This window comes from Mesorhizobium sp. ANAO-SY3R2 (assembly GCF_042466635.1).
Taxonomy (GTDB): Bacteria; Pseudomonadota; Alphaproteobacteria; order Rhizobiales; family Rhizobiaceae; genus Aminobacter.
Genome location: NZ_CP159955.1, coordinates 3,597,424 through 3,619,706, shown reverse-complemented (window position 1 = coordinate 3,619,706; position 22,283 = coordinate 3,597,424). Strand labels below are relative to the sequence as shown.

Sequence of the window (22,283 nt, the reverse complement as noted above, 5' to 3'; positions counted from 1 at the left end):
GTATACTTCCTATATTGTATGGAGGGGCATATGGACGTGATGATCATCGGGGCTGGCATCGGCGGGCTGACACTTGCTCTGATGCTGAACAAAGCGGGCGTTCCGTTCCGCGTCTACGAGAGTGCGCAGGAGATCAGGCCGATCGGCGTCGGCATTTCCGTGCTGCCGCATGCCAGCCAGCAGCTGACCGAGCTTGGGCTGCAGGACGCGCTGGCCGAAGTCGCAGTCACGGCGCAGGAATCGTGCTTCTTCAACCGCTTCGGCCAACTGGTCTACAAGGAGCCGGTGGGCACCTTTGCCGGCTACGACTATGCGCAGTTCCAGATCCATCGCGGCGACCTGCAGCAGATCCTTTATCGTACGCTCATCGAGCGGGCCGGGCCGGACTGCGTCGTCACCGGCTGGAAATGCACCCGCGTCGAGCAGACCGACGACGCGGCAATCGCCCATTTCGTCGACAGCCGTACCGGCGAGGACAGGCCGCCCCAGCGCGGCGCGGCCATCGTCGGCTGCGACGGCATCCATTCCGTGGTGCGGCACCAGCTGGTGCCCGATGATGGCGGGCCGATCTATTCCGGCGTCAACATGTGGCGCGGCACGACCTGGTGGAAGCCCTATCTCACCGGCGCATCCTACGTCCGCGCCGGCTGGCTGACCCATGGCAAGATGGTGATCTACCCGATCCGCAAGAAGCTCGACGGCGAGGGGCGCCAGCTCATCAACTGGGTCGCTGAGATCGAGACGCCGCACTACCACCAGCAGGACTGGAACCGCCGCGGCAAGCTCGACGACTTCATCGGCGCCTTCGCCGACTGGACCTTCGACTTCCTCGACGTGCCCGGCCTGATCCGCGGCGCAGAAAGCATCCTCGAATATCCGATGGTCGACAAGGATCCGCTCGAGCGCTGGAGCTTTGGGCGCATCACCATGCTGGGCGATGCGGCGCATCCGATGTATCCGCGCGGCTCGAACGGGGCCGGCCAGGCGATCCTCGACGCGCGCGCGCTGGCCGACAGTTTTGCCGCCGGCGGCGACGTCGCGGCCATCCTCACGGCCTACGAGGACAAGCGGCTCGAAGCGACGGCCAACGTGGTGCGCACCAACCGCACGACGCCGCCCGACGTCATCCTCAAGGAAGTCTATGAGCGCACCGGCGACCGCCCCTTCGCCCGCCTCGACGACGTCATCAGCCAGGACGAGCTCGCCGCCATGTCGAACAGCTACAAGAAGGTGGCGGGCTACGACAAGGCGAGTGTGGCGGCCAAGCGGAGGGCGTGAGGCGATGGGGGCGCTTCGAGGTCGCCCATGGGTGGTTAGCAGACGCTTCGCAGGAGGCCGCCGCTTGCGCCATGCTCTTCGTTGAGATCGAGAAGAAAGTGACCGAAGACAGCACTTGCCCCTAATTCAACGACGATCACGAGAAGGGCGTTGAAGCGGCCAGTTCCTAAAAGAATCTGATCGAAGCGATCGTGAGCGTCGCGGTAAACATAATGAACGTCGTTGACATAGGGAATGCCAAGTTCATGCAGGTCGAGCGCATCAACATACGGCCAGATGTCTACGACTGCCTCTGCATGTTCCGTTATGTCGATCATCGGATGAGCAAAGCAGTCTTGGAACTCTTCCTCGGTCAGTCTTCGGCCGGATGTCATAGACGCACTTAGCCATGGGCTTTGAATGACCGCAATGGATGGTTTCCTGCCCGTCCCGTTCAGAAACCCTCTCAGGGGGCCGCCCCACTTAGACTGCGGCACCCCCTCACTCATACGGAGGCGCTTCTCCGCTGGCCTTCACCGCTGGATCTTTGCTAGATCGGCCTTCTGAATTTCAACGTTGATCCGAAAGAACCAGCACGGCAGCGACCGTGACAGGCTTTCATTCTTGCGACCAAGGTAGCGAAGATGAACAAGCCTTTTGTTTCGTTGCGTCCAGAAATCACTCGGACACACGCACTGATCCTGATGGATTGGTTAGAAGATGAACGCGTCACTCGCTACCTGAGCGATTCCCGCAGTGTGTCTCGATTCATCGCACAGGCCGTCGACCGAACTCAGATGCCGATCCTGACACATCTGTTCAATCAGGGCGGCCGCTTCTTTATGGCTTACGACCGAAACGATATCCCGGTCGGCTTCGTCCGTCTGGTCAAGACAGGCGCTGAGTGTGAAATAGTCCTGGTCGTCGGAGACCATGACAACTGGGGGCGCGGACTTGGCGCCAGCACCATCCGCGAAGGTTTGAAGCTCGCCTTCCTCGACATGCGAGCCGAGAGCGTCATCGCCAAAATTCACCCGAACAATACGCGCTCGCTGAAGGGTTTTGAACGCTGCGGTTTTCTTCTCAAACTCGAAACACCAACGCTCAATTCCCTGTCCATGACCTCTGGCCGGTATCTCCAACTCCTGCGCGAAGGCGCCATGGCAAAATCTACCGACATCTACGTCACGGAGATCGACAAAGCACGGCTCCAGAGCCTGATTGAGTTCGAGCAAGGGGTGGCAATTGTCGAGCTTGAACACGAGATCGAGAGAGCCATTGTCGTTGATCCTCAGCACGTCGCGCGCGATGTCGTGACAATGAATTCCAGGGTCGTGCTGCAGCTTGACGATGAACAAAAGGAAGTGGCTCTTGTCTATCCGCAAGACGCCGACGAACGCTCTGGTAAACTATCGGTCCTTTCCGACGTCGGCGCCGCGATCCTGGGCTATCAGGAAGGCGATGCCATCGACTGGAGGGTTACAGATCGTACGCAACGTATCCTGATCGAAAGGGTGATCTACCAACCGGAATCGTCCGGTGATTTTCATCTCTAGCTGCACTGTGGCAAGCCTGCTTGTCGAGTTCGTCAGCAGCCTGACGAGCAGGAGAGACGGGCGGGGCTTCCGGTTACGCAAAGCTCTTCGAAGGAGGAGCCGAACCCCGAAAGGCTTAAGGCCTGCCTGCGGCGGCCTCGATCGTTGATTCGACCAAGGTGTGTCCCCGTTTCCCAGCACTCCCCCGCAGCGGATTCGTTCACCGGCCCCACATCGGTCGCAGGCAATGATCTTCTGGTCACAGTAGGTCAAGCACCATTGCAGCGGGGCAAATAACGGTTTGTCGCTCACGGAGCGCTGAGCCGGGTCATCAGCCTCGGTGTCGTGACTTCGCGCGTGGCAGCTTTCAGCCGGGCGGCTTAGCGCTTCGATGTCTGAAATGGGTCGGAAGCCGACACTCGTGAGCCCGCAGTCCTGCGCCCTCTAAAACGCGTCCGCCTGTCGACTGGGATGCGCCGCTTCGAAGGCGGGCAGGGCGTCGGTGCGTCGGCACTTGCCCCCGACCGCGGGAATGGCGAAAGATCGCAGTCGAAGCAGCGGGCGTTGGCGGCCCCTCACGAACCTTTGACACCTTGGTCCGGCGCAATTTCGCGTCCGGACCTGATGGCGCCTCAGGACAATGTCGCAAAATTCAACTAAGCTTGGACGGTGCCAAGGTGCCCGGAGCATTGACCCGCCAAACGGTGCGCACAGTAGCGCCGTCCCATCCTTGGGTCTTGCCTGAGTTCTGTGGTTAGCCGCGTGTTCCCATGTCAAACGTACATGGCGCACGCGCTGCCAACACATGTTTGCCGGGCATGATTTGCCGGGGCGCTAACATCTGTGATGGAGGCAGGCCATGCAAGAAGCTCAGCTTTCCGACAGTCAGGATCACGATCGCAAGCTCCAAATAGACCGAAGAGTGGTGTTGGCAGGCCTGGGAATGATGCCTGTCCTGCCGGGGACGCTGCTAGCCACTATGGCCAGCGCACAAGGCGCGGCAACGGGAGAGGGGTTTTCATTTGCTACGGTCGGCGACACTCGACCGATGATGTACCTGCCGGACAAGGATGGCCAGCCGGACCTCGTGAGGCTGTTCGTCGAGATGTTCGGCCTGGTCATGCCTGAAAAAGTCGCGGAAGCCGTGGTCAAGCGGGATGTGAAGATGACCTTCGACCCGGTGACCGGCAAGCTCATCCAGGTCGTCATGCCTTTTGAAAGCCGCAGCGAGGTCATGACGCTGAGCGTCGATCAAGGCTGGGTCACGGAAGCGTCGGTCGAAGACGTCAAGCTGCTTCCCGGCGTGCATCGGACGATGTTCCGGCTGAGTGGCGGCGACTGGGTCAGCCGCGAGATTGTAAAGGACGTTCAATCAGGGCGCGCGCGATTCGTGATCAACAGCGGCGACGTTGTCTGGTGGGGAAACCAGGGGCTGACGCTCGAGCAGAGCCCCTATTGGCAGCGGGTCAACGATACGATGCTACGGCAATTGCCGCCGCCTGATGATGAGATGCGCGCGGCGGGTCTCGATGGGCGCTGGTTCATCAGCGTGGGCAATCATGAAGTGTGGGGCGATCCTGAGATTGCAGGCGTCCTGTCCGCCATGCCCTATCTGCAAAAACTGGGCGTGACGCCGGATCGGCTCATCTACAAGTTCGATTTCAAGGATGTTCGCTTCATCTTCCTGTGGAGCGGAAAGTACGACTATCGCTCTCCCTCGCTCTGGGATGCTGATCGGCCGAAATATGCCGAGCAGATGACCCAACTCCAGCAGTGGCTGGACGACGCCAAGGCCAAAGGTATCCGCAAGGCATTCATCGTCTTCCACTACCCGGTCTTCGCGCGCGCGGGCCTGGGCCCCATTCCGGAGCCCGACAATCCCCATAAGGTCATCGCGTCATACGCCAAGGATATCGAACTGGTCGTGTTCAACGGGCATGTCCACACGACCGAACTGTACGAGGTCGACGGGGTGAAATACCTGATGCTTGGCGGTGGTGGCGCGGAGCAGGACCCGATCCTGCCGGGGCGGACGAGTATCAAGGTGCCGGCGGACTATCCTCTCGACCTCTATTGGAAAGGCCAGCCACCCAAGGAGGAATACAACTACGTCCTGGTCGATGTTGAGCCCGGGCAGAAGACCAAATTCACGCTCAATCGCTTCCGACCGTGGGCTGCAGAACCGTTCGCCACCGTGGATCTGTTTACATAGCAAGTGACTTCACGAGTGGAGGTGCAGGTGGCGATCGCACTGATGATCATCCATGGCCTGGTGGCGGTGGCGCTGCTGGGGGCGGTCACGCACCAGACGCTGGCGGCCTGGGCTCCGGCGGTCCCTCGCCGAAAATCCTTTTTTGCGCGCTTCCGCTCCATCGCTCCCGCGTCCTTCGCCAATGCCATCGTCGCTTTGTACCTTGGCTCCGCTTTACTGGGAGCGAGCCTGTATCTGTATTTCCGTGTCGATGTCAGGCCAGCTCTGGAGCGAAGCGGGCATTGGCAGGCGCTCGGGTTGTTCGACCTCAAGGAGCACTTCATTTCGATCGGATTGGGAGTGCTGCCAGCCTATTGGGTCCTCTGGCGGCGGCCAGCCCCGGAAGAACCCCGCCGAATGCGTGCCATCCTGACTGCGATCCTTGCTTTCATCGTCTGGTGGGCGTTTCTGATCGGCCATGTGGTAAACAACATCATGGGCTTCGGCCAATGACGTCTGGCCTTGCCTTTCGCCGCTTCGTCCTGGCCTTTGGAACGGCGTTCCCGGTCCTTTACGTGATCGCGCTGGCAAAAGACGTGGCGTTGTTCACGGTATACCCGTCGCTTGGCATCGTCCTTTTCGGCACCCGCCATTCCCGGGATATCGCCGATCCTGCCGTCGGTTTCCTGGCGCTGGCAATCTACTGGTACGGCTGGACCGCTACGGCGGCGACTGGCGCGCTCATCATAGGCCTCCTTGCAATGGCGCTTCCCGACCGATCGACGCGGTTTTTTGGACCGGCATGGATTTGCGTGATGCCGGTGCTGGCGATTGTCGCCTGTGTCTACCTGACACTCCCGTTCTTTCGGCTCTAGCCCCGGTGGCGGAGCCCCTGCAGTAGCGCTTGATGCCGCTAGAACGCGTCCGCCTGCAGGCTGGGGTGCGCCGCCTCGAAGGCGGGCAGGGCGGCGGCACGGTCAGAGATCTCAACCGACAGCGGAAATGCCGAAAGATCGCAGTCGAAGCGCCGGGCATTTGCGACCTGCGGCACGAGGCAGATGTCGGCGATGGTGACGGTGTCGCCCAGGCAGTAGCGGGCGTGGCGGCCCGAGATCTTCAGCGTCTCTTCGAAGGAGCGAAAACCTTCGGCGATCCAGTGACGGTACCATTCGTTGGTGTCGTCGTCGGTGAGGTTCCAGCGCGACTTCAGGTATTTCAGCACCCTGACATTGTTGAGCGGATGGATGTCGCAGCCGATGACCTGCGCCAGGGCGCGCACATAGGCGCGGTCGGCCGCCGTCTTGGGCAGAAGCGGCGGTTCCGGATAGGTTTCGTCGAGATATTCAAGGACGGCGAGGCTCTGGGCGAATACCTGGCCGTCCTCGACCAGTGCGGGCACCAGCCCTTGCGGACTGAGCGCCATGTAGTCGGCCGCCCGATGCTCCATGCGGGGCAGGCTGACATGGTGGGGCTGCCAGTCGAGCCCCTTGAGGGCCAGGGCGATGCGCAGGCGATAGGAGGTCGACGACCTGAAGAATGTGTAGAGCGTGCGCATCGCTAGGCCTCACTGGGCGGCGGCGTTGAGGATCTCGTCGGGCGTCGAGGAGACGACCTCGACATATTTGGGCACGAATTTCTTCCCCTCGATCAGGCCGACGAAGGCCGGCTTGATCTCTTCGGCCAGCACCTTGCGGATCTTGGCGTGCTCGACGATGTCGGACCATTCGGCGATCAGGAAGAAGCGCTGCGGGTCCTCGGTGTCACGGCACAGCACGCCGTCCTTCACCTGGGCCCAGGACTTGTGCATCGGATTGCCGTCCGAATAGTCGAATTCCTCGAACAGGCGGACGAACTCGTCTTCGCGCCCGGTTTCGACGCGGAAGTCGTAGATGTGCAGAAAGTTGCCTTTTGTCGCCAGAGGTTCCTGGGCCATGATTTTCTCCCCTTCTTTAGGTCCCCGATATTCGTCAGTATACCGCGTTTTTATCCGTCCGCAACGCGAAACGACCTTTGGCTCCATGGCTTTCAGGTTCCTTCCAGCCTTGGCCCGGCCAGACAGGTGGCCAGAAATATGAGGCGGTACCGCCCTTTCTTGTGGCGGCCCGAGGCGCTAGAGAAAAGGCGAACGATTGCGGGGAAACGGGCATGGCCAGGGCACCGAAGGTGGAAGCGGCGAGCAAGCCAAAGACCGGGAAGAAGGTCCGGGCCGCGGCCGAAGCGCCCGCGGACAAGGTCGTCAATCCGGAACTGCAGCAACTGATCGAGCGGCTGCCGTTGTGGAAGCGGCCGGGCTATCTGATCCGCCGGCTGCATCAGGTCCACTACGCGCTGTTCTTCGAGGAGTGCCACGAGTTCGGCATCACGCCGGTGCAGTACGGGCTGCTGACCATCCTCTCCGGCAATCCGGATTCAGACCAGATCTCGCTGGCCCAGGCGCTGGGCATCGACCGCACCAATGTCGCCGACGTGCTGTCGCGACTGGCCCAGCGCGGCCTGATCGACCGCACGCGCAGCACCGAGGACAAGCGCATGGTGCTCGCCCGCTTGACATCAGAAGGTGAAAGGCTGGTCGCAGCCATGCACCCGGCGATGAGCCGCGCCCAGGAGCGGCTGCTCGACACGCTCGACGCCGAGGAGCGCGATGCCTTCCTGGCGACGCTGCTCAAGCTGCTCGAGGCCAACAACAAATATGGCCGCGCCGCACTCGCCACGTCGAAATTCGGCGACTGACCGATTTCCTGTCCTGGAATAGGCCTACCTGTTCCAGCAGGCGACGAGGTGGCCGGGCGTCCGCACGGTCAGCTTGGGTGCTTCCTGCCGGCATTGCGCGGTCGCCAGCGGGCAGCGGGTGGAAAAGCGGCAGCCGGGCGGCGGGTTGACGAGATCGGGGATCTCGCCGCCATAGATGATGCGCTTGCGCTGCCGCTGCGTCCGCGGATCGGGCACCGGAACGGCCGAAAGCAGCGCCTCGGTATAGGGATGAATGGGATGGTCGTAGAGCTCGTCGCGATTGGCGATCTCAACCATGCGCCCGGCATAGAGGATCGCCACGCGATGCGAGATGTGCCGGACCACCGACAGGTCGTGGGCGATGAACAAATAGCTGAGGCCAAGTTCCCGCTGCAGGTCCTGCATCAGGTTGACCACCTGTGCGCGCACCGAGACGTCGAGCGCCGAGACGGGCTCGTCGGCGACAATGAATTCGGGCTGCAGGGCGAGCGCGCGGGCGATGCCGATACGCTGGCGCTGGCCGCCCGAGAAGGCGTGGGGAAAGCGGTCGTGTGCGTCGGCCGGCAGGCCGACGAGGCGCAAGAGGTCGGTGATGCGGTCGCGCGCCTCGTCGATATGGCGGATCAGCCCATGCACCAGAAGCGGCTCGGCGACGATGTCGATGACCCGCATGCGCGGGTTGAGGCTGGCATAGGGGTCCTGGAACACAAGCTGCATGTTGCGCCGGAGCTTGCGCAGTGCCTCGCCCTTGACGTGGGTGATGTCGTTGCCCTTGAACAGGATCTTGCCGCCGGAGGTCTTGATGCGCCGGAGGATGGCGCGGCCGGTGGTGGTCTTGCCCGAGCCGGATTCACCGACGAGGCCCAGGGTCTCGCCCGGCCTGAGATCGAAGGAGATCGCCTCGAGTGCCTTGAACGCCTTTGGCTTGCCCCAAAAACCCTGGGCGCCGGTCTCGTAGGTGACGTCGAGGTCCCGCACGCTGAGAAGCGGAGGCGCTGGTACAGGATTGAGCATGGCGGAGTCCTAGGCGGAGATCGAAGGAGTATGCAGCGGCGTGGCCCAGGCCGGCACCGACGGCTGCCAGCACGCGGCCTCGGCATCGGGGCGGATATTGGCGAGCTGCGGCGCCTTCTTGCAGGCTTCGCCCGAAAGCGGACAGCGTTGCTGGAACGAGCAGCCTTCGGGCGGAGTGACCAGATTGGGCGGCATGCCTTCGATCGAGATCAGCCGGTCCGAGACCTCGTCGAGCCGCGGCGTCGAGCGCAGCAGCCCCTGCGTGTAGGGGTGCGCGGGCCGCTCGAAGACGTCTTCGGCAAGCCCCGTCTCGATGATCTGGCCGGCATACATTACCGCCACACGGTGGCAGAGGCCGGCGACGACACCGAGATCGTGGGTGATCAGCACCACCGACAGGCCAAGTGACTGCTGCAGCTCGGCCAAAAGCTCGAGGATCTGCGCCTGGATGGTGACATCGAGTGCTGTCGTCGGCTCGTCGGCGATCAGCAGTTGCGGCTCGCAGGCGATCGCCATCGCGATCATCACGCGTTGGCGCATGCCGCCGGAAAATTCGTGCGGATGCTGGTCGAGACGGCGGCGCGGGGCGCTGATGCCGACGGCGGCGAGCAGTTCTTCGGCGCGGTTTAGCGCCTGCTTGCGCGTCATGCCGAGATGGCGCTCCAAAACCTCGCCGATCTGCGTGCCGATCTTGAGCACCGGATTGAGCGAGGTCATCGGGTCCTGGAAGACCATCGCCACTTCTTTGCCGCGGATGTCGTTGGCGTAGCGTTCGCCTTCGCGGCCGAAAAGGGAGCGACCCTTCCAGCGGATGTCGCCCGAGGCAATGCGGCCGGGCAGGTCGATGAGGCCCATCACGGCCTGCGCCGTCACGCTCTTGCCCGAACCGGATTCGCCGACCACGCCGAGCGTTTCGCCGCGTCCGATCGACAAGCTCACGCCGCGCAGGCCGTGCACCAGCCCCCGCCTGGTGTCGAATTCGACCTTGAGCTGCTCGATTTCGAGCAGCGGCTCCTTGGAACTCATGGCACTGATGCTCATGGCTGGCCTCCATGGCTGCGGACAGGTGTTGCAGGTGTCGTCTGGCGGGTGCCGCGGCGCGCCGCGGCCTTGGCGCGCTGGTAGGCGAAACGCTTTTCGCGTTCCTGCGGGTCGGTGGTGACGCGCACCCAGCTGGCGAACAGGTTCACCGACAGCACTGTGGTTGCAATCGACAGGCCGGGGAAGGTGATCAGCCACCAGGCGACGAAGATGTAATCGCGGCCGTTGGCGACATCGAGGCCCCAGCTCGTCGCGGGAGGCTGCACGCCCAGCCCGAGGAACGACAGCGCGGCTTCCGCCAGCACGATGTTGGTGAACTCGAGGATGCCGAGCGTCAGAAGCGGCGAGATCAGGTTAGGCAGGATGTGTCTGAAGACGACTCGTGAAGTGCGGCAGCCGATCATCTCGGCGGCTTCGACATAGGGCGTCTGCCTGACCGACAGCACGATGCCGCGCACGACGCGCGCATAGACCATCCAGTTGGTGATCACCAGGACGATGATCATGGTGGTCATGCTCGGCCCGATCACCGAGATGACGAGCAGGATCAGCAGCAGCCCGGGGAAGGCGACCTGGACGTCGACGATGCGCATCAGGATGGCATCGGTGCGGCCGCCCTTGAAGCCGGCCCATAGGCCGATGACCACGCCGAAGGTGCCAGCGGCCAAAACGACGACGACGCCGACCAAAAGCGAGGCACGCGCACCATAGATGACGCGCGAGAGCACGTCGCGGCCGAGGTGATCGGTGCCGAGCAGATGCTCCCACGTCCCCTTGGGCAGCCATGCCGGGGGCTTCAGCCGCGAAACGACCGACTGTGCTGCGGGGTCATAGGGCGCCAGCAGCGGCGCGAAGATTGCCATCAGCACCAGCGCCACGATGACCACGAAGCCGAGCGTGCCAAGCTTGTCCTGCCAGAGCTCGCGACCGAGTTCGTCGAGCTTGGCGAGGAGCGAGGGGCCGCGCCTGGCGCTTTGCGAGGGCGCTGCCGGTGTCGTCACAGGCATGGGAACAGCCATATCAAGACAACCTTATCCGCGGGTCGATGAGCTTGTAGATGACGTCGAGACCGACATTGATAACCACGATCAGGATCGCCACCGTGAAGACGATGGCCTGGAGCAGGAACAGATCGCTCTTCTGGATCGCCTGCATTGCCGTCAGGCCAAGGCCGGGCCAGGCGAAGACGCTCTCGACCACCACCGTGTAGCCGGCCAGCGCGCTGATCAGTTCCCACCCAGCCAGTGTGACGAATGGCACGAGCGTATTGCGCATGGCATGCACCATCACCACGCGCGGGAAGCGCAGGCCCTTGGCGCGGGCGGTGCGCACATATTGCTGGTTGAGCTCGTCGATCATCGATGATCGCACAAGCATGATCAATCGGGCGAGCGACGGCATGGCGAGCGTGATCGCCGGAAGGATGAAGTAGGCCCATCCGCCCATCCCCGATGTCGGCAGCCACCTGAGCGTGACGGCGAAGAACACGATCAGCAGCAGGCCGAACCAGAATTGCGGCAACGAGAGGCCGAACAGCCCGACAAACACCGTCGTCCGATCGACCCAGCCACCGGGCCTGAGCGCAGCGATGGCGCCAAGCGGCAAGGCAAGCACGATTGCCAGCCCCAGTCCGGCGCCGATCAGCTTCAGCGTATTGGGCAAGCGTTCGAGCACGACGTCGAGTGCCGGCCGGCGCTGCCACAGGCTCTCGCCGAAATCGAGCCTGACCAGGTCGCCGAGGAAGTTGACAAATTGCGTGCCGATGGGCCGGTCAAGGCCGACCTGGTGGGCGAAGGCCGCGCGCTGCGCGTCGGTTGCCGAAAGCGGCAACATGACATTCACCGGGTCGCCGACCATCCGGGTGGCAATGAAAACGATCAGAGTCACACCGATGACGACAAGAAGGCCTTGTCCGATGCGGCGGAGCAGAAAACCACCCATGTACCTCTCCATTGCCTGAAGCCGGCTCCCCTTTTTCGAGCCGGCTTCAGATCGTTTGGGGTTCGTTCAGTCGCTTGTTGCGAACCCGATGTCCGGAACGATCATTCCGTGACCTTCATCTCCTTGACGAGCAGCTTGGAGTCGACGCGGGGCTGCCATTCCAGACGCTTGGAGAAGCCGTAGATGTCCTGCTGGTTGAGCAGCGGGACGAGGTACGACAGGTCGTACGACTTCTTCGTGATAGCGTCATACATGGCCTGGCGCTTCTCGACGTCGGTCTCGGTCCTGGCGGCGCTGATCTGGTCCGACATTTCCTGGTCGCTGTTGGACGCGGAACTCGCCTTGCTCTGCAGCACGGCGGTCATTTCGCGGTCGGCGTCGAGCAGTTCGTTGGAGTTCGAGAGGAAGACCGCATCCGGCCGCGTGTTCTTGTCGAACAGCTGGTTCAGGTATTCGCCGAAGTCCTCGATCTTGATGTCGACATTGAGGCCTGCGTCCTTCCAGTAGGCGCCGACGGCCTCGATCAGTTCGCGGTCCTTGAGCCAGCGGCCGGCCTCGCCGACGAGCTTGATGGTCTTGCCCTCGGCGCCCGCTTCCTTGATCAGGGCCTTCGCCTTGTCGAGGTCGAACACGTAGTCGGGCAGCGCCTTGTTGTAGCCGTAGGCCTTGGGGTTGACGACCTGCCCCTTGGCCGGCGTGGCGTAGCCCCCAAACAGGCTCTCTGCCAGCGCCTTGCGGTCGACCGACAGGTTCATGGCCTCGCGGACACGCGGATCCTTGGTCACCTCGTTGTCGGTCGAAACGATCATGAGGGTCGTTTCCATGCCGCTGACGGCCGCGAATTTCGGCGCCTGCTCGGCAAACTCCGGCAACAGGTTGGTGATGACGTCGAGTTCGCCTGCCATTAGGCCTGAAAGGCGCGTGCCGGATTCACCGACGAAGCGATAGGTCACCTTGTCGATCGACGCAGCGTCGCCCCAATAGTCGGCGTTCTTCTCCAGCACGATGTCCTGGCCGCGATTCCAGCTCGCGAACTTGTAAGGACCGGTCCCGACGGGGGCTTCGGCGAACTTGGCGTCGGCCGAATAGGATGCCGGGATCATCTTCATCCAGTACATGCGCGACGGCAGGATCGGATCCGGACCCGAAGTATTGATGCGCACGGTCAGGTCGTCGACCTTCTCTGCGCCGGTGATGGTGCCGAAATAGGCTGCCTGCTCGGATTTCAACGCCGGGTCGATGACACGCTTGACGCTGCCGACCACTGCGTCGGCATTGAAGGCCTCGCCATTGTGGAACTTGACACCCGGCCGCAGTTTGAATTCCCAGGTCTTCGCATCGACCTGGGTCGGTGCCGCGGCCGCCAGCCCCGGCACAAGCTCGCCGTCTGGAGTGCGCGCCATCAGCGTCTCATAGACGTTGTCGTTGATCGCGCGCTCGCCGCCGTCGTCGCGTACCTGCGGGTCGAGCGTCGAGGGCTCGGAGCCGATCGCGATCGTGATGTCCGCCGCCTCCGCCGCAAGCGGCGAAAGAGCCATGATTGCCGCAATCGCGGCGCTACCTGCCAGTTTCGTCAGTAAGTTCATCGGTCCACCCATTAGCCATGACAACAAAAACAAGCGTGCGTGCGCAGTCTTGATGCTGCGCTGGTATCGCGGGCCGCCACATCCCTCGATCGGAAGAGTGGATTGTATGCAATTGAGTGTCAAGTGATAGTTTATCAACTTTGTACCTAGGGCGCCCGCGTTGCACGGGTGATGAAAAAATAGGCACATAAAGCATTGAAAATAAACAGATTTTGCAGCGTGATTGCTGAAATCGCGTTCATGAATGCACGCGCCTCGAGCGAGGCATGACTGGTCTCTGGCTATTTCTTGAATATTGTATACCGAAATGCATCAGGGTTGGAAGTGCCGAGCCTATGCCTTTGGCATTGGCCCGCACTGGCTGACTACAGTGTTTTCCAGTCTAACTACCTGACGCTCAAGAGTTTCGCGCTTTGAGTGTCGAATATTTTCTCAAATCGCCAACGTGACGACTTGAGTCAGGCGAGGTGCATTCAAGCACGAATTCACTGAGGGGAATATACGCTTGAGTGAATACGGCAAGAATTCCAGATCAACTACCAGTTGATCGGGGGTTGCCATGCAGTCCCCTGGACCGGATCGCGCCTCTCTGGCTGCCCGTACTGCCGGGAACGCTGATTGATTGACCAGATCCTGAATTTTAATCAGTATACAGATCAATTAGCGGCGGAATGGCGAATTCGTGATGACCGGGATTGAAAACGACAGACAAGACGTTCCGAAAGACGGCCGATCGGGCACGGTGATCCGCTCACCCGCCATGGGCGATTGGGCGTCAAGCGGGGATCTGACGCATGCCAAGCGCACCGACCTCGTCATTGCGGCAGCGACAGAGGTGCAGGCCCGCTTCAATGCCTTCTCGGAAATCGATGTCGAGGGCGCACGGGCCACGGCTCGGCAACTCGATGCTGCGGGTGCTGGCGGAACGGCTTCAGGGCCACTGGCCGGCGTGGCGGTGTCGGTCAAGGATATTCTCGACGTCGCTGGCCTGCCGACGCGATGGGGTTCCGAGCTGTTCCGTAACGCAGCGCCGGCAAAGGCCGACCTTGCGGCTGTTGCCCGGCTGCGGCAGGCCGGGGCGGTCGTGCTCGCCAAGACCACGACCACCGAGTTCGCCCACGCGCCGCTCGGCTATTCGCCGTTGACGGGGCTGACCAAAAATCCCTGGAATGAGGATGTTACCGCTGGCGGTTCGTCGTCAGGTGCCGGCGTGGCGGTGGCGACGGGGGCGACGCCGATTGCGCTGGCGACGGATGCGGGTTGCTCGACCCGGCTGCCTGCCGCCTGCACTGCAACCTTCGGGCTCAAGCCGACGCTTGGGCTCATCCCGCATGAGCGCGTTCCGGAAGCCTTCGGCAATTTCATCCATCTTGGCCTGCTTGCGCGGACGGTCGGCGAGTTGGCGCAGACCCTGCCGATCGTTGCCGGCGCCCATCCCGCCGACCCGCAGGGCCTGGGCCGCGCCGAACCGGTTCGACCGACGGGCAACGTGCTCGAAGGAACTCGCGTCGTTCGGTGGCGCACGGTCGGCAACCGCATGGTTTCCGGCGAGGTCGACGCCGCGCTGGAAAGGTCTGTCGCGGCGTTGCGCGGATTGGGGGCGACCGTGATACCAGAGGCGTGTCCGCTGCCAAATCCGGATCCGACCTGGATCACCTTGCAGCAGGCGAACTGGGCGGCGCGCTTCGCCAATCTCAGCGAAGAGGAGCGCACCAGGATCTCGCCGACGCTTCGCGCCGGCATCGATCGTGGCCTCGCAGCCTCGGCCGTCGATCTGCAGCGGGCGCTGATCCGGCGAACCGCGATTTTCCGCGAGGTACAGTCGGTGTTTCTGGATCGTGCTGATTTCATCCTGACGCCCGCCTTCTCGGCGCGTCCCGTCGCCGCCTTGCACGGGATCGACGAGCCGCTGGTGATCGATGGCGTCGAACTCGGCAATCTGCGCAGCGAATGGGTGCCCTACCTGTCGCTCTTCGACCTGTCGGGTCATCCGGCCATCGCCATGCCGGCGGGGCTGACCGATGATGGCGTGCCGCTCGGTGTCCAGCTCGTCGCCCCTTGGCACGGCGACTTCGCGCTGCTGGCAGCGGCAAGCGCCTTCGAGGCTGCCTTGCCGCCGCCGCGTCTCGCTTAACCGCAATAGCGCTGCGGCAGCCGCAACGGGTCGGTGTTGAGCTGCTCGAACACCGACGCCATGTCGAACAGCCGGTTCTCCGAGCCGCTGGCACCCAGGATCTGCAGGCCGAGCGGCATGCCGCTGGTGGCCTTGCCGAAGGGAAAGGCGAGCGAGGGGTGGCCGGTGAGGTTGGCGAGGATGTTGGGGATCGGGTCCTCGAGGAAGTAGAACTTGTCGACGGTCCGGAGCGGTCCGGCCGAAGCCAGCGCTCCGGGCAAGATGATGGCGTCGACAGACAAGAGCGCTTTGTCGACCTGCTGCCTGAGCGCGATGCGCAGCTTTTCGGCGCTGGCTAGATCGGCCGCTTCCAGGCATTCGCCCACCAGCGCGCGACTGCGGAATATCTCGCCGAAGGCAGAAAAATTGCCGCGTACCTCGCTGCCATATTGCGCGGCGACTTCGGCCATCATCACCACCGCCCCCGGTGCGTGGAACGTCTCCAGCGGCGGCAGGTCGAGTTCGACGATGGTGCCGCCATTGTTTTCGAACAGATCGAGCGCAGCGCGCATGGCTGAGGCCATTTTGGGGTTCAGCCGATCCCCAAGCCCCCAGCCGCAGGCGGAGACGCCAAGCCGCATGCCGGCGAAGGATGACGGGTCGGGAGCGCGCATGGCAGTCGTGCCAGTCATGGCAGCGAAGAACTGCCGGCAGTCCCCAACAGTTGCGGCGATCGGCCCGCAATGGTCCATCGAGCGGGCAAGCGGATCCACCCCATCCAGCGATACGACGCCGAAGCCGGGCTTCAGGCCGACCATGCCGCACATGGTTGCTGGCAGCCGGATCGAGCCCGCCGTGTCGGTCGCCACCGAGCCCTTGCACAGGCCTGCAGCGACGGTGACGCCGGAACCGCTCGACGAGCCGCCGGGAAACATCTCCGGGTTCCAGGGATTGCGCGCCGGCGGAAATGGCAGGTCGAAGGATGGCCCGCCAAAGGCAAGCTCATGGCAATTGGCCTTGCCGAGAATGACGGCACCTGCCTCGACAAGCCGGCTCACGACAGGCGCGTGCCTGCCGGGCATCCTGCCGACCCGCGAATAGGAGGCGCCGGTGTTCGGCATGCCGGCGACTTCGACGATATCCTTGACCGAGGTTGGTACGCCGCCGAGCGGGCCGATTGCCTCGCCTGCCGCGAGGCGCTGGTCGAGCGTGCGTGCTTGCGTCATCGCAGCGTCGATGGCGACATGGGCGTAGCCCGACAGTTCGCCGTCGAAGCGTTCGATACGGTCAAGGAAGTAGCCTGTAACCTCCACTACCGCGATGTCGCGGTGGGCAATTGTCTCGGCGAGTTCCGAGACAGAAAGCTGTTCGAGCGCGGTCATTGGTCGGTTTCCTTGCCATTTTCGCTGGCAAGCTCGGCCGTCCGCCTTGCAAGTCTTTCGAGGATTGCGACGCCACGCGTGAAATCGGCGACCTCTTCTGCGCTGGCCTCTGGCGGCAAGACGACGGCGGGGCGGATCGGCGTGGGTGGGGTCACTTCGCGCATGGTCTCTCCACGATAGTCGCAAGTTTGAATTTGATCAGTATACGTCTGTTATGCATTGTTGGAATCGGTAAATATTCGGGTGGAGCCTATGACAAGAATCGAAAACCGCTTCGACGTGGTCGTGGTCGGGGGTGGCATCGTGGGGCTCTCGACCGCGCTGGAGGCGCAGAGGCGTGGGCTTTCGGTTGCCGTTGTCGATCCCGGCATGGTGCAGGCGCGCGCCTCGTTCGGAAATGCCGGTGTGCTCAGCCGCGGCTCGATCTTCCCGATGGCTGCCCCCGGCATCCGCTCCCGCCTGCCGCGCTATGCGCTTGGCCGGGATATTTCGGTGCGCGTGCGCATGGGTTCTTTGCCCTTCCTGCTGCCTTGGGTGAGGCGCTTCCTGATGGCTGCGGAGGAGGGCGCGTGGCGCCGGGCGGCGGCGGCACTCAATCCCATGGTGGCCGCGGCATTCGACCATCATGTTGCCATGGCCGAACTGGTCGGCGGTCGGCACCTGATCAGGCGTAACGGCTGGCTGCGGCTCTATCGTAGCGGCGAGGCCTTTGCCGGCAGCGTGCTGGAGCGCTCGGTGCTTCAGGAGAATGGCGTCCGCATCGACTGCCTCGGCGAGGATGAGATCCGCCAGCTCGAGCCGCATCTCGCCCATCGTTTCAGCCATGGCATCTTCTTTCCCGATACGGGCTCGGTCGAAAGCCCGGGCGAACTGGTTGAGCTCTACCGGATCGCCGCCGAGGGCAGGGGAGCGACATTCGTGACGGGCACGGCCGACGCCATTGTCGCCGCTGCCGATGGCATGGCGGTGATGTCTGCCGGACGCCGGATCGAGGGTCGCCATGTCGTGCTCGCCGCCGGCGCCCATTCGGCAAAGCTCGCCAAGCCTCTCGGTTATCGTTTTCCGCTCGCCGCCGAGCGCGGCTACCATCGCCATTTCGAACTCGCCGACGGCGTCGAGCTGCGCCGCCCGGTCTACGATGCCGCCGGCGGCTATGTGTTGTCGCCGATGAACGGCAAGGTCAGGCTGCTCTCTGGAGTCGAGCTGGCGCGGCCCGACGATGCGCCCGATACCGCCCAGATCGAAGGCGTCGAACCCGATGCGCGCAAGACGCTTGGCTTCACCGCACCTGTCGAGGACAAGCCGTGGATGGGCAGCCGTCCCTCGACGCCGGACGGTATGCCGGTGATCGGGCGCGCGGCCCGTCACCCACATCTCATCTTCGCCTTCGGCCACGGTCACATCGGCTTCGCCAACGGCCCGGTCACAGGTGCCGCCGTGGCGAGCCTGCTCATGGGCGAACAGCCACCGGTGCCGATCGCAGCCTTCGCGCCGCAGCGCTTCGGCGGCTGAGCGGTAGCTGGCGGCTGGCGCTCTCACGGCAGGGTCAGGCCGCCATCGACATGCAGCGACTGGCCAGTGATCTGGCTGGCATCACGCGACAGCAGGAACTGGATCGCGGCGGCGACATCGGCGGGCAGGGTCAGCCTGCCGGTGGGCGTCACGGCAATTGCCTTTTCCAGCGCCGAGGTGGTGGCTGCGAAATGCCCGGTCGGATCCTTGCGGGTGAAGCCGGGGACGACGCAGTTGACCGTCACACCTTGCGGGGCAAGCTGAACAGCCATCGACTTCGCCAGCGCCTCGAGTGCGCCCTTGGCGGCGGAGGTGGCGGGAAAATGAATGCCGGCCGTGCCGAAGATATGGGCGACGAAGGAGCTCACCACCACCACGCGGCCCCAGCTTGAAGCGACGAGGTCGGACATTGCCGCGTCGACGAGCCTAAGCAGGGCCGTCGGCATGGTGTCGAAGGCCTGGCCGAGATCTTCCGGCCGCAACTCGCCGAGCGTCGAACGTGCCGCTTGCGCCGCATTGCTGACGATCTGGTCGACGCGGCCGAAGCGCTGCCGCGCCGCTTCGATCATCGCTTGCGGCACCGCCGGATCGGCGAGATCGCCGAGCACGATCTCGGTCGCTGCACCGGAGGCTTCGCAGACGTCCGCCACTCCCTTCAACCCGTCGGCGTTCTTGCGCGTGTGCAGCACCAGGGCGGTTCCGGGGGCTGCCAGCCGCCGCGCCGCTTCGGCGCCGATGCCGCTGCCGGCACCAGTGATGAGCACGATGCGATCAAATGTCTTGGTCAAGATAAGGTCCCCATTTTCTGCATGAAATTGATTGCCTGACGGCTCAGGCGCCCAGCGCCAGTCCGTCCTTGCGTTTGTCCGAGGCGCCGATGAGGCCGCCCGATTTGTCGCGCAGGACGAATTGCGCTCCGCCGAAATCGCTGCGGCCGCCCAGTTCGCCGGCGCCGACCGGGTCGGTGTAGCCGGCTTCCCGCAATGCCTTGGATATGAAATCCGGCGTGCCGGGTTCGATGGCCAGCGCCTTGGCGCCCTCCAGCCGCCAGCGCGGCGCGTCGATGGCAGCCTGCAGTTCTTCGCCCCACGCGGCGAGGCGGACGAGCATCTGCACGTGGCCTTGCGGCTGCATCGCGCCGCCGACGACGCCGAAGCCGGCGTGGAATCGACCATCCTTGAGCGCCGCTGCCGGCACGACCGTGTGATAGGCACGCTTGGCCGGCCCAGGGCCGTTGATATGGCCCGGCTCGGCAAAGCCGAAGCCGCGGTTCTGCAGCACGAAGCCGCAGCCGGGTACCGCAATGCCGGAGCCGAAGCGCTTGAAGATGCTGCTCATCAGGGTCACCGCCAGGCCGTCGGAGTCGACGACCACCGTGCAGACCGTGTTGCCGGCGGGATCGGCGACAGTTTCCTTGGCCCGCGCCAGCGCCCGCCCGATGGCCTCGACCATCGCAATCGTCGTCTTGGGGTCGTCGCGGTCGAGTGCGAGCGCGTCCAGTTCTTCCAGCGCATCGAGCACGGCGACCCCGTGCGTGTTGGGCGGACATTCGAGCACGGTCAGGCCACGGAAGTTTCGCCGCAGCGGTTCGGCGAAGTCGCCGCGGTGGGCGGCGAAGTCTTCTGCGGCCAGAACGCCGCCTCGGGCCTGGTTGGCAGCGGAAGCCTGCTGGGCAGGTCCGCCCAGATAAAATGCGTCGGGCCCTTCGGCTGCGATCGCGCGCAGCACTGCCGCCAGTTCGGGATTGGCGAAGCGCTCGCCGTCCTGCGGCACATTGCCGGCGCGGTAGAGTTTGGCGCAAGCGGGATCGACCTTGATCACCGGCTCGAACAGCGCCCATTCGCGCGCCGCAACCGGTGCGACGGCAAAGCCCTCGGCGGCCAGCGCAATCGCCGGTGCAAGCAGTTGGCTGAAAGGCAGGCGGCCGTAGCGGGCGTGCAGGTCGAACCAGCCGCGCACCGCACCGGGCACGGTGGCGGCGAGCGGATGCCGCTCGGGGATGCGCCGGTTGGGCAGCTTCTCCACGATTTCGACGTGAAGTGCCGATGGCGCGCGGCCGGTGCCGTTGTAGCTTCGTGCCGTACCGTCGGGCTCGACCAGCATGGCCAGCACGTCGCCGCCGATGCCGGTCGCCATCGGCTCGACCACGCCGAGAATGGCGTCGGCGGCAATCGCCGCATCGATCGCCGAACCGCCGGCGGCCAGCATGTCCTGTGCGGACCGTGCGGCCAGCGGATGGCCGGTGGCAACCATCGCCGTCGCACTGCGAACGCCCGCGCTCCCACTGGAGATGTTCATCGCCGTCGTCCCCTCGTTACCCGTGGTCTTCGTCACTGTGACATACTGTATGCGCGGTTCGTAGTCGTCCACTTCGGTGACAGTAGAATGCGGCTTGCGTCAATGTCAATTTGGTATACAGTATTCCAAAATGAGTTTTGAGAATGCGTTGAGCCGATAGGGGAACCCAGATGACTGCGCCTATGAATCCGGACGAATTCCGTACTGCGCTTGAGAACGCCATAAAGGGCAAGAGTGCCAACAAGTCGCCCTTCAGCCTCGCTTGGGCAGGCGGCAAGCTGAGCCGCGATCATCTCTCGCGCTGGGCCGAAAACCATTATCACTATGTCGGGCCGTTCGCCGACTATCTCGGCTACATCTATTCCCGCATGCCCGAGCAATACACCGAGGCGAAGGACTTCCTGCTCGCCAACATGTACGAGGAAGAGATCGGCGGCGACCGCCACACCGACCTTCTGATCCGTTTCGGCGAGGCCTGCGGCACCACGGGTGATCGCATGCGCGACCCCGAAAACATGTCGGCGACGACGCGCGGCCTGCAGAGCTGGTGCTATTCGGTGGCGATGCGCGAGGACCCGATCGTCGCCGTTGCCGGCCTCGTCGTCGGCCTGGAATCGCAGGTGCCGTCGATCTACCGCAAGCAGACGCCGACCCTGCGCGAAGTCTATCACTTCACTGACGAGGAGGTCGAGTTCTTCGACCTGCACATCGTCTCCGATGAGATCCACGGCGAGCGTGGCTACCAGATCGTGCTGGAACATGCGCGCACGGTGGAGATGCAGCAGCGCTGCCTGAAGATCTGCGAGATCGGCGCCCAGATGCGCCTGCTCTACACCACCGCACTCTACAACGACTATGTCGCTGGTGACGTCAAGCTGGGCAAGGTCCCGGCGATGGAGCCGGAACTCGCTGGCATCGGCGGCGTCTGAAATTGCACAGCGAAAGATGATCCATGCCGACAGTCGTCATTCATAAAAACGGCGAGGCCTATACCGGCGAGGTCAAGGAGGACACCAATCTCGTCGTCCGCGCCGGTATCAGGCAGTTTCCCTTCCCGCATCTGGCCTACAAATGCGGGATGGGCAAATGCGGCACCTGCGCCAGCCGCATCCTCGCCGGCGCCGAGAATCTGCCTCCGCCCAACTGGAAGGAGAAGAAGGTGCTCGGCGACAAGCTGGACGAGGGCTTCCGCCTGGTCTGCCAGCTCTGGATCAAGCACGACATCGAGCTTCGCCAGGAAAAGGTGACGGTGCCGCAGGCTTAGGTGCCTTGTCGGTGAGAACAATGCCGTGCCGCCCGGGAGTGGCGGCGCGATCAGCAACAACGGCCGCGAAGCATTCGGCCGACCGAGCAAGAATCAGGAATGAGGTGACGCAATGTATGTCGTTCTGACGACCAAGCCGGGCGAGTTCCGGACCGAAATGAGCCCCGGCGTGCAGCCGGTCGAGACCTATGATTACATCTTCTATGGTCGCAAGCGCGCCAGCTTCACCATTGCCAAGCTGGCCGATGACGAGCAGGCTCGGATCCGCATCGTCGAGGACGAGCCGCCGCAGATCGAAAACAACGTGCCGTGCAAGCTGTTCGAGAAGTTCTCGTCGGTCGAGGACGCACGTCACGAGCTCAAGTCGCTGACCTCCTACGGCAGCATGGACATCCAGCTGAAGCGCGTCTGACGCGCTG

23 protein-coding genes are annotated in these 22,283 nt (G+C 63.5%); 11 read left to right on the top strand and 12 right to left on the bottom strand.

Annotated features, from left to right (window positions below; genetic code table 11):
* Nucleotides 1–30 precede the first annotated feature (30 nt).
* Nucleotides 31–1,278, top strand: a complete 1,248-nt coding sequence (locus tag ABSY17_RS22340; RefSeq protein WP_378945689.1) for a flavin-dependent oxidoreductase — start codon at nucleotides 31–33, stop codon at nucleotides 1,276–1,278.
* A gap of 35 nt (nucleotides 1,279–1,313) precedes the next feature.
* Here ABSY17_RS22340 and ABSY17_RS22335 read toward each other — a convergent pair whose 3' ends face one another.
* A complete protein-coding gene (locus tag ABSY17_RS22335; RefSeq protein WP_378945686.1) occupies nucleotides 1,314–1,766 on the bottom strand; it encodes a hypothetical protein in 453 nt (150 codons plus the stop codon).
* A gap of 135 nt (nucleotides 1,767–1,901) precedes the next feature.
* Here ABSY17_RS22335 and ABSY17_RS22330 point away from each other — a divergent pair, with 135 nt between their 5' ends.
* The 4 genes from ABSY17_RS22330 to ABSY17_RS22315 all read left to right on the top strand — a co-directional run bounded on the left by ABSY17_RS22330 (nucleotide 1,902) and on the right by ABSY17_RS22315 (nucleotide 5,858).
* Nucleotides 1,902–2,813, top strand: a complete 912-nt coding sequence (locus tag ABSY17_RS22330; RefSeq protein WP_378945684.1) for a GNAT family N-acetyltransferase — start codon at nucleotides 1,902–1,904, stop codon at nucleotides 2,811–2,813.
* Between the two features lie 838 nt (nucleotides 2,814–3,651).
* A complete protein-coding gene (locus tag ABSY17_RS22325; protein ID WP_378945682.1) occupies nucleotides 3,652–5,004 on the top strand; it encodes a metallophosphoesterase family protein in 1,353 nt (450 codons plus the stop codon).
* Nucleotides 5,005–5,031: 27 nt separating this feature from the next.
* The gene (locus ABSY17_RS22320; RefSeq protein WP_378945679.1) at nucleotides 5,032–5,496 is read left to right on the top strand and encodes a hypothetical protein; all 465 of its coding nucleotides are present in this window, start codon (nucleotides 5,032–5,034) and stop codon (nucleotides 5,494–5,496) included.
* Complete coding sequence (locus ABSY17_RS22315; RefSeq protein WP_378945677.1) at nucleotides 5,493–5,858, top strand: hypothetical protein; 366 nt, start codon at nucleotides 5,493–5,495, stop codon at nucleotides 5,856–5,858. The genes ABSY17_RS22320 and ABSY17_RS22315 overlap by 4 nt, the downstream gene beginning before the upstream one ends.
* A 38-nt stretch (nucleotides 5,859–5,896) precedes the next feature.
* Here the strand turns inward: ABSY17_RS22315 and maiA are convergent, their stop codons facing one another.
* Together maiA and ABSY17_RS22305 are read right to left on the bottom strand one after the other, a co-directional pair.
* Complete coding sequence (maiA, locus tag ABSY17_RS22310; protein WP_378945674.1) at nucleotides 5,897–6,538, bottom strand: maleylacetoacetate isomerase; 642 nt, start codon at nucleotides 6,536–6,538, stop codon at nucleotides 5,897–5,899.
* 9 nt (nucleotides 6,539–6,547) lie between these two features.
* Nucleotides 6,548–6,916, bottom strand: a complete 369-nt coding sequence (locus ABSY17_RS22305; RefSeq protein WP_378945671.1) for a hypothetical protein — start codon at nucleotides 6,914–6,916, stop codon at nucleotides 6,548–6,550.
* A gap of 212 nt (nucleotides 6,917–7,128) precedes the next feature.
* Here ABSY17_RS22305 and ABSY17_RS22300 point away from each other — a divergent pair, with 212 nt between their 5' ends.
* Complete coding sequence (locus ABSY17_RS22300; protein WP_378945669.1) at nucleotides 7,129–7,713, top strand: MarR family winged helix-turn-helix transcriptional regulator; 585 nt, start codon at nucleotides 7,129–7,131, stop codon at nucleotides 7,711–7,713.
* Between the two features lie 24 nt (nucleotides 7,714–7,737).
* Here ABSY17_RS22300 and ABSY17_RS22295 read toward each other — a convergent pair whose 3' ends face one another.
* From ABSY17_RS22295 to ABSY17_RS22275, 5 genes are all read right to left on the bottom strand, one after another.
* The gene (locus ABSY17_RS22295) at nucleotides 7,738–8,727 is read right to left on the bottom strand and encodes an ABC transporter ATP-binding protein (protein ID WP_378945666.1); all 990 of its coding nucleotides are present in this window, start codon (nucleotides 8,725–8,727) and stop codon (nucleotides 7,738–7,740) included.
* A gap of 9 nt (nucleotides 8,728–8,736) precedes the next feature.
* A complete protein-coding gene (locus tag ABSY17_RS22290; RefSeq protein WP_378945663.1) occupies nucleotides 8,737–9,768 on the bottom strand; it encodes an ABC transporter ATP-binding protein in 1,032 nt (343 codons plus the stop codon).
* Nucleotides 9,765–10,787: an ABC transporter permease gene (locus ABSY17_RS22285; protein WP_378945660.1), complete on the bottom strand. Its 1,023-nt coding sequence runs from the start codon at nucleotides 10,785–10,787 to the stop codon at nucleotides 9,765–9,767. The genes ABSY17_RS22290 and ABSY17_RS22285 overlap by 4 nt, the downstream gene beginning before the upstream one ends.
* A gap of 1 nt (nucleotide 10,788) precedes the next feature.
* Nucleotides 10,789–11,709, bottom strand: coding sequence for an ABC transporter permease (locus ABSY17_RS22280; protein WP_378945657.1), 921 nt, complete (start codon nucleotides 11,707–11,709; stop codon nucleotides 10,789–10,791).
* A 101-nt stretch (nucleotides 11,710–11,810) separates the two neighbouring features.
* A complete protein-coding gene (locus ABSY17_RS22275) occupies nucleotides 11,811–13,295 on the bottom strand; it encodes an ABC transporter substrate-binding protein (protein WP_378945654.1) in 1,485 nt (494 codons plus the stop codon).
* 685 nt (nucleotides 13,296–13,980) lie between these two features.
* Here ABSY17_RS22275 and ABSY17_RS22270 point away from each other — a divergent pair.
* Nucleotides 13,981–15,429, top strand: a complete 1,449-nt coding sequence (locus ABSY17_RS22270; protein WP_378945651.1) for an amidase — start codon at nucleotides 13,981–13,983, stop codon at nucleotides 15,427–15,429.
* On the opposite strand, the gene ABSY17_RS22265 is transcribed toward ABSY17_RS22270, so the two are convergent.
* The gene (locus tag ABSY17_RS22265) at nucleotides 15,426–16,790 is read right to left on the bottom strand and encodes an amidase (RefSeq protein ID WP_378945648.1); all 1,365 of its coding nucleotides are present in this window, start codon (nucleotides 16,788–16,790) and stop codon (nucleotides 15,426–15,428) included. The two genes, ABSY17_RS22270 and ABSY17_RS22265, sit on opposite strands and share 4 nt — an antisense overlap.
* A complete protein-coding gene (locus ABSY17_RS22260) occupies nucleotides 16,787–16,954 on the bottom strand; it encodes a hypothetical protein (protein ID WP_378945646.1) in 168 nt (55 codons plus the stop codon). Before ABSY17_RS22260 ends, ABSY17_RS22265 begins: the two co-directional genes overlap by 4 nt.
* A gap of 88 nt (nucleotides 16,955–17,042) precedes the next feature.
* On the opposite strand from ABSY17_RS22260, the gene ABSY17_RS22255 reads away from it, so the two are divergent.
* Nucleotides 17,043–18,302 carry an NAD(P)/FAD-dependent oxidoreductase gene (locus ABSY17_RS22255; protein WP_378945643.1) on the top strand — a complete coding sequence of 420 codons (1,260 nt, stop codon included), beginning with the start codon at nucleotides 17,043–17,045 and terminating at the stop codon, nucleotides 18,300–18,302.
* 23 nt (nucleotides 18,303–18,325) lie between these two features.
* Here ABSY17_RS22255 and ABSY17_RS22250 read toward each other — a convergent pair whose 3' ends face one another.
* Together ABSY17_RS22250 and ABSY17_RS22245 are read right to left on the bottom strand one after the other, a co-directional pair.
* Nucleotides 18,326–19,090, bottom strand: a complete 765-nt coding sequence (locus ABSY17_RS22250) for an SDR family NAD(P)-dependent oxidoreductase (RefSeq protein ID WP_378945640.1) — start codon at nucleotides 19,088–19,090, stop codon at nucleotides 18,326–18,328.
* A gap of 43 nt (nucleotides 19,091–19,133) precedes the next feature.
* Entirely contained in the window at nucleotides 19,134–20,600 is a 1,467-nt protein-coding gene (locus tag ABSY17_RS22245) for a gamma-glutamyltransferase family protein (RefSeq protein ID WP_378945637.1), read from the bottom strand.
* Nucleotides 20,601–20,770: 170 nt separating this feature from the next.
* On the opposite strand from ABSY17_RS22245, the gene ABSY17_RS22240 reads away from it, so the two are divergent.
* The 3 genes from ABSY17_RS22240 (at nucleotide 20,771) to ABSY17_RS22230 (ending at nucleotide 22,276) form a co-directional block, all read left to right on the top strand.
* Nucleotides 20,771–21,529 (top strand): TenA family transcriptional regulator, encoded by a 759-nt coding sequence (locus tag ABSY17_RS22240; RefSeq protein WP_378945634.1) that lies wholly within the window; start codon nucleotides 20,771–20,773, stop codon nucleotides 21,527–21,529.
* A gap of 23 nt (nucleotides 21,530–21,552) precedes the next feature.
* Nucleotides 21,553–21,864 carry a 2Fe-2S iron-sulfur cluster-binding protein gene (locus tag ABSY17_RS22235; RefSeq protein WP_378945631.1) on the top strand — a complete coding sequence of 104 codons (312 nt, stop codon included), beginning with the start codon at nucleotides 21,553–21,555 and terminating at the stop codon, nucleotides 21,862–21,864.
* A 112-nt stretch (nucleotides 21,865–21,976) separates the two neighbouring features.
* Nucleotides 21,977–22,276, top strand: coding sequence for a ferredoxin (locus tag ABSY17_RS22230; protein WP_378945628.1), 300 nt, complete (start codon nucleotides 21,977–21,979; stop codon nucleotides 22,274–22,276).
* Nucleotides 22,277–22,283: the final 7 nt, after the last annotated feature.